The 6,061-nt window shown below is 69.0% G+C and carries 3 protein-coding genes and 1 pseudogene; 2 read left to right on the top strand and 2 right to left on the bottom strand.

Translation table 11 applies throughout. From position 1 onward, the window contains the following. Nucleotides 1-402 (top strand): annotated as a pseudogene (locus DBR23_RS12345) (hypothetical protein); the annotation flags it as partial. A gap of 60 nt (nt 403-462) precedes the next feature. Here the strand turns inward: DBR23_RS12345 and DBR23_RS12340 are convergent. Next, nucleotides 463-1,017 (bottom strand): adenine phosphoribosyltransferase, encoded by a 555-nt coding sequence (locus tag DBR23_RS12340; RefSeq protein ID WP_108498439.1) that lies wholly within the window; start codon nt 1,015-1,017, stop codon nt 463-465. Between the two features lie 224 nt (nt 1,018-1,241). On the opposite strand from DBR23_RS12340, the gene DBR23_RS12335 reads away from it, so the two are divergent. Then, complete coding sequence (locus tag DBR23_RS12335; protein WP_108498438.1) at nt 1,242-4,295, top strand: EAL domain-containing protein; 3,054 nt, start codon at nt 1,242-1,244, stop codon at nt 4,293-4,295. 114 nt (nt 4,296-4,409) lie between these two features. On the opposite strand, the gene DBR23_RS12330 is transcribed toward DBR23_RS12335, so the two are convergent. Further along, nucleotides 4,410-6,061: monovalent cation:proton antiporter family protein (locus DBR23_RS12330; RefSeq protein WP_108498437.1), on the bottom strand; the 1,652-nt coding region annotated here is incomplete at its 5' end.

Genomic DNA, 6,061 nt, shown 5'->3' with positions numbered 1-6,061 from the left:
CCGCTGGCGGGCGCACGCCCCGCCGCGGCTGCCGCGGCACCTGTTTCTCCTGCTCCTTTGGCGCCCGCTGCGGCCCCGCTGGCTGCGCGCCGCCCGCTCGGTGCGGTGTCGGCCCCCGCGCCCCTCGTGTCTGCACCCGCACCGCTGGCTGCCACGCGGCCTGCCTCTTCTGCCCGCTTCGAACCCATCGAGGCCGACGAGGTGGCCGCGTTCAAGCGCGCGCTGGCCAACGCCGCAGGGTCATCGGCGGCCACGGCTGCGGCCGCCAAGCCAGGCGTGCCGGTGCGCTCCGGTCCGCTGCTGCCACCGTCCCAGCCCACAGGGTTTGAGGACACCGAAATGCCCGGTGCCGACGGTCCCGCTCCCGACCTCAGCAGCACCCAGTACGGCGAACTCAACTGATCCAGGGGTCATGTGGTGCACGCCCACAGGGGGCTGTGCACCCATGCCACGGCCCTCGGGTCAGTGCCCTGCAAAGTCCACCAGGGTGTACAGCGGCAGGCCCGCATCGCGCAGGCGCTGCGATCCGCCCAGCTCGGGCAAATCGACAATGGAGGCGCCTTCGGTGACGGTGGCCCCCAGTTTTTCCAACAGTTTCTTGCCGGCCATCATGGTGCCGCCGGTGGCGATCAGGTCGTCGATCAGCAGCACGCGGTCGCCAGCCTTCACGGCGTCGGTGTGCAGCTCCACGGTGGCGCTGCCGTATTCGAGTTCGTAGGTTTCCTCCACCGTGGTGAAGGGCAACTTGCCTTTCTTGCGGATGGGCACGAAGCCCACGTTCAGCTCGTAAGCCACCACGGCGCCCAGGATGAAGCCCCGCGCATCCAGGCCCGCCACCACGTCGGGGCGCAGCGCCTTGTCCATGTAGCGGTGCACGAAGGCATCGATCAGCACACGGAACACTTTCGGGTCCTGCAGCAGTGGCGTGATGTCGCGGAACTGCACGCCGGGCGCGGGCCAGTCGGGGACGGTGCGGATGTGCTGGCGAAGGTACTGGTTGACGCTGAGGGGCTGCATGGCGGGTGTGGGAGTGATGACGGTGAGGCGGCCCGGACGGGGCCAGCGCCTGGGCGCGCGCCCGGCGCTGGCCGGTGGTGCGAGGCTCGGAAAGTGCGAGAGTGTAAACAGCCCGGCCGGCCCCGCGCACGCCTGCACCAGACGCCATAATGTGTTTCACTGGCGTTACAAACTGCGCGCCGCCTGTGGCGGGCGGTGCCCCAACCCCCCACGACGATCGGCCCATGCCCATCTCCGTCCTGCTGATCGAGAGTGATCACCCCCACGCACAGGCCGTGGCGGGGGCGCTGGCCGACCCCTGGTCGGGCTGGAGCGTGGACGTGGTGGAGTCCATCGCCGAGGCGCGCGAGCATCTGCTGCGCCACCGGCCCGACATTGTGCTGGCGGCCCAGCGGACCATGGACGGCTCGGCCTTTGACCTGCTGCAGCTGCTCGACGGCGTTCCGGCCATCATCATCGTGCGCATGGGGGCGGAGACCCACGCGGCGCAGGCCATGCGCCACGGCTTTGACGACTTCACCGTGCAGGACCCGGCGCTGGACTACCTACTCACCCTGCCCGCGCAGATCGAGGCGGTGCTGGAGCGCAGCTCCAGCGCCCGTGCCCGCCGCGCTGCCGAGGCCATGCTGGCGCGCCAGCACCGGCTGCTGCAGGCCATCTCGCGGGCCCAGGGCATGTTCATCGCCAGCTCAGGTCCCCGTGCAGCGTTCGAGGCGCTGCTGAACGAGCTGATGACCCTGACCCAGAGCGCCTTTGGCCTGGTGGGCCAGGTGCAGCGTGCTGACGATGGACACCCCTATCTGCGCGTGCACGCGATGACCGACATCAGCTGGGACGAGGCCTCGCGCCAGCGCTATGCCCAGCATGCCGAGGATGGCATGGTGTTCGACAACCTGCACTCGCTGGTGGGCGCTGCGCTGGTGACGGGCGAGCCGGTCCTCAGCAACGATGCCAACCACGATGCCCGCAGCGCGGGCACGCCGCCCGGCCACCCCACGCTGCGCACCTACCTGGGCCTGCCCATCCATGCGGCGGGAGAGCTGGTGGCCATGGTGGGGCTGGCCAACCGCAGCGGCGGTTACACCAACGCCGATGTGCAGTTTCTGCAGCCCTTGCTGAACACCATTGGCCAGCTGGAGACCGCCCGCCGCGCCGAGCTGGCCCGCAGCCATGTGGAGGCCGAACTGGCCCGCACCAGCGCCCTGCTGGCCGAGAAGACCCGAGCCCTCGAAGGCACCCTGGACAATATCTCGCAGGGCATCACCAACGTCGACGCCGAGGGGCGCATCCGCGTCTACAACCAGCGCTACCTGGAGCTTCTGGACCTGCCCGAGTCCCTGCTGGCCACGCAGCCGCTGGTGGAAGAGGTGGTGCGCTTTCAGACCGAGCGGGGCGACTTCGGGCCCGAGTTCCAGCTCATCGAGCCCATGGCCCGCAACTATGTGGCGTCGGAATACGCAGCGCATGGCGGCCGCATGAACATGCCGCAGAGCTACGTGCGGCGCACCCGGCAGGGCCGCTACATCGAGGTGCGCACCCGTGCCCTGGAGCCCGGCGGGCGCGTGCGCACGTTCACCGATGTCACCGACTACCTGAGCACGCTGGAGGCCCTGCGCCAGAGCGAGGCGCGCTGGCGCAGCCTGACGGACCTGTCGTCCGACTGGTACTGGGAGCAGGACGACCAGTTTCGTTTTGTGCGGCTGGACGGTAACCCGTACCACACGGAGGGCGTGCCCGATGAGATGCACTACGGCCTGACCCGCTGGGAGTTGCCCGACACCTTCGTCAACGAAGGGCAATGGCGCGAGCACCGCGAGCAGCTGGAGGCGCACCAGGTCTTTCACGACTTCGAGATGCAGCGCCTGTCCCAGGACGGCAAGCCCGTGTGGGTGTCGATCAGTGGCGAGCCCATCTTTGACGAAGAGGGCCGCTTTACCGGCTACCGGGGCGTGGCGCGCGACATCACCGAGCGCAAGCTGGCCGAGGCCGAGATCCAGCGCCTGGCGTTCTACGACGAACTCACCGGCCTGCCCAACCGCCGGCTGCTGATGGACCGGCTGGAGCGCGCGGTGGCCAGCACCCAGCGCGACGGCCGCCATGGCGCCCTGCTGTTCCTCGACCTGGACAACTTCAAGGGCATCAACGACACCATGGGCCACGAGTGGGGCGACCGCCTGCTGGTGCAGGTGGCTGCGCGCATCGGGGCCAGCGTGCGGGCCACCGACACCGTGGCGCGGCTGGGGGGCGACGAGTTTGTGGTCGTGGTGCAGGGCCTGCACGGCCATGAGGTCGAAGCCGCGGCCGAGGCCGAGGCCGTGGCCCAGAAGGTGCTGCTGGCGCTGAACCAGCCCTATGTCGTGGATGGCTGCGACATGCACAGCACCCCCAGCATCGGCATTGCGCTGTTCCAGGACGCGCAGCAGCCCGTGCAAGAGCTGCTCAAGCGCGCCGACCTGGCCATGTACCAGGCCAAGGCGCAGGGGCGCAACACCCTGTGCTTTTTCGACCCCGCCATGCAGGCTGCCGCGTCGGCGCGTTCGGCGCTGGAGGGCGACATCCGCCAGGGCCTGGCGCGCAACGAGTTCCTGCTGCACTACCAGCCGGTAGTGGACGCCAGCGGCCACCTGCTGGGGGCCGAGGCGCTGGTGCGCTGGCAACACCCGCAGCGCGGCATGGTCTCGCCCGCCGATTTCATCCCGCTGGCCGAGCAGACGGGGCTCATCCTGCCCCTGGGGCGCCAGGTGCTGGCCCTGGCCTGCCGCCAGCTGGCCCAGTGGGCCACCGCCCCGGCGAAAGCCGCGTGGACGCTGGCCGTGAACGTGAGTGCCCAGGAGTTCCGCCAGCCCGATTTTGTGGAGCAGGTACTGGCAGCGCTGCGCGATGCGGCCGCCAACCCGCGCCTGCTCAAGCTCGAACTCACCGAAAGCCTGCTGCTGCACGACGTGGAGGACAGCATCCTCAAGATGCAGGCGCTGCGCACGCTGGGGGTGGGCTTTTCGCTCGACGACTTTGGCACCGGGTACTCATCGCTCAGCTACCTCAAACGCCTGCCGCTGGACCAGCTCAAGATCGACCAGAGCTTTGTGCGCGACGTGCTCACCGACCCCAACGACGCCACCATCGCCTGCACCATCATCACGCTGGCCCGCAGCCTGGGCCTGGACGTGGTGGCCGAGGGCGTGGAAACCGAAGGGCAGCGCAGCTTCCTGCTGCGCAACGGCTGCCGCCAGTTCCAGGGCTACCTGTTCGGGCGGCCTGGGCCTGAAGAGCTGCTGTAGTTTGCTATTAATTATGTAGCTGTCAGCGCATATTGCACTAGCGCTAAAGACCGATTTCATTCAAATGGGGTGCCCAACCACCCGCTGAGCTGCCAGCGGCGGGCCCTGGGCCAGTCAGCCTTTCAGCAGCTTGTCTTCCGCCAGCGCCAGCGCGGCCGGATGGCCCGACAGCACCAGCGTGTCGCCTTCGGCCAGCAGGGCCTCGTCCACTGCCGCGCTCACATGGCCATTGCCGCGCCGCAGGTTGACCACGCGCACGCCCATGGCGGGCAGGGCCAGCTGGCCCAGGCTGCGGCCCAGGGCGGTGGAGCCCGGGGGCAGGTTGATGGTGGACAGGCGCTCCTGGTCGCGTTCGTTCACCGTGTCGTCGTCCGCGCCATGGAAGTAGCCGCGCAGTAGGTTGTAGCGCGCATCGCGCTGGTCCTGCACCAGCCGCAGCACGCGGCGCATGGGCACGCCCACCAGGGCCAGGGCGTGGCTGGCGAGCATGAGCGAGCCTTCGATGGCCTCGGGCACCACCTCGGTCGCACCGGCCTCCTGCAGCTTGTCCAGGTACAGGTCGTCCTGCGTGCGCACCACCACCGGCACCTGGGGCGCGTGTGACCGGGCATTGGCCAGCACCTTCAGCGCGGCGGGCACATCGATGTAGGTCACGGCCACGGCGCTGGCGCGCACCAGGCCCGCCGCCATCAGCGCCTGCAGACGGGTGGCGTCGCCATACACCACCGAGTCGCCGGCCGCAGCGGCCTGGCGCACGCGGTCCGGGTCCAGGTCCAGCGCCATGTAGGGGATGCCCTCGTGCTCCAGCATGCGCGCCAGGTTCTGCCCGCAGCGGCCGTAGCCGCAGATGATCACGTGCTTGCTGGTGTTGATGGACTTGCGCGCAATCGATGTCATCTGCAGCGACTGCTGCAGCCAGTCGCTGGCCACCAGCTTCATCACGATGCGGTTGCTGTACATGATGAGGAAGGGCGTGGCCAGCATCGACAGCACCATGGCAGCGAGGATGGGGTTCATCAGCGCTGGCTGCACCAGCCCGTTGTTCTGCGTGAGCGACAGCAGCACAAAGCCGAACTCGCCGGCCTGCGCCAGGTACAGCCCGGTGCGCAGCGCCACACCGGTGGTCGCGCCCATGCCCCGCGCCAGCACCAGGATGATCCCCAGCTTGAGCACCAGCGGCACCGTGAGCAGCATCAGCACCAGCGCCCAGCGGTCCACCAGGATGTGCCAGTCCAGCATCATCCCGATGGTGATGAAGAACAGGCCCAACAGCACGTCGTGAAAGGGCCGGATGTCCGTGCCCACCTGGTGGCGATACTCGGTCTCGGACACCAGCACGCCCGCAATGAAAGCGCCCAGCGCCAGGCTCAGGCCCGCCAGCTCGGTCAGCCAGGCCAGGCCCAGCGTGATCAGCAGCAGGTTCAGCATGAACAGCTCGTCGCTCTTGCGCCGCGCGACCAGCGTGAGCCACCAGCGCATCAGCCGCTGGCCGCCCGTGAGCAGCAGGCCCACCAGCACCGTGGCCTTGATCAGCGCCCAGCCCAGCGAGGTCAGCAGCTGGTCGGGCGACGACCCCAGCGCCGGAATCAGCACCAGCAGCGGCACCACCGCCAGGTCCTGGAACAGCAGGATGCCCATCACCCGCCGGCCGTGTTCACTCTCCAGCTCGGCCCGCTCGGCCATCAGCTTGACCACAATCGCCGTGCTGCTCATGGCCATCACGCCCGACAGCGCCAGCGCCGTCTGCCAGCCCATGTCCCACACCC

Origin of the sequence: Acidovorax sp. HMWF018, assembly GCF_003061035.1 — a bacterium.
GTDB classification, from domain to species: Bacteria; Pseudomonadota; Gammaproteobacteria; order Burkholderiales; family Burkholderiaceae_C; genus Acidovorax; species Acidovorax delafieldii.
This window is presented reverse-complemented; position numbering and strand designations above follow the sequence as displayed.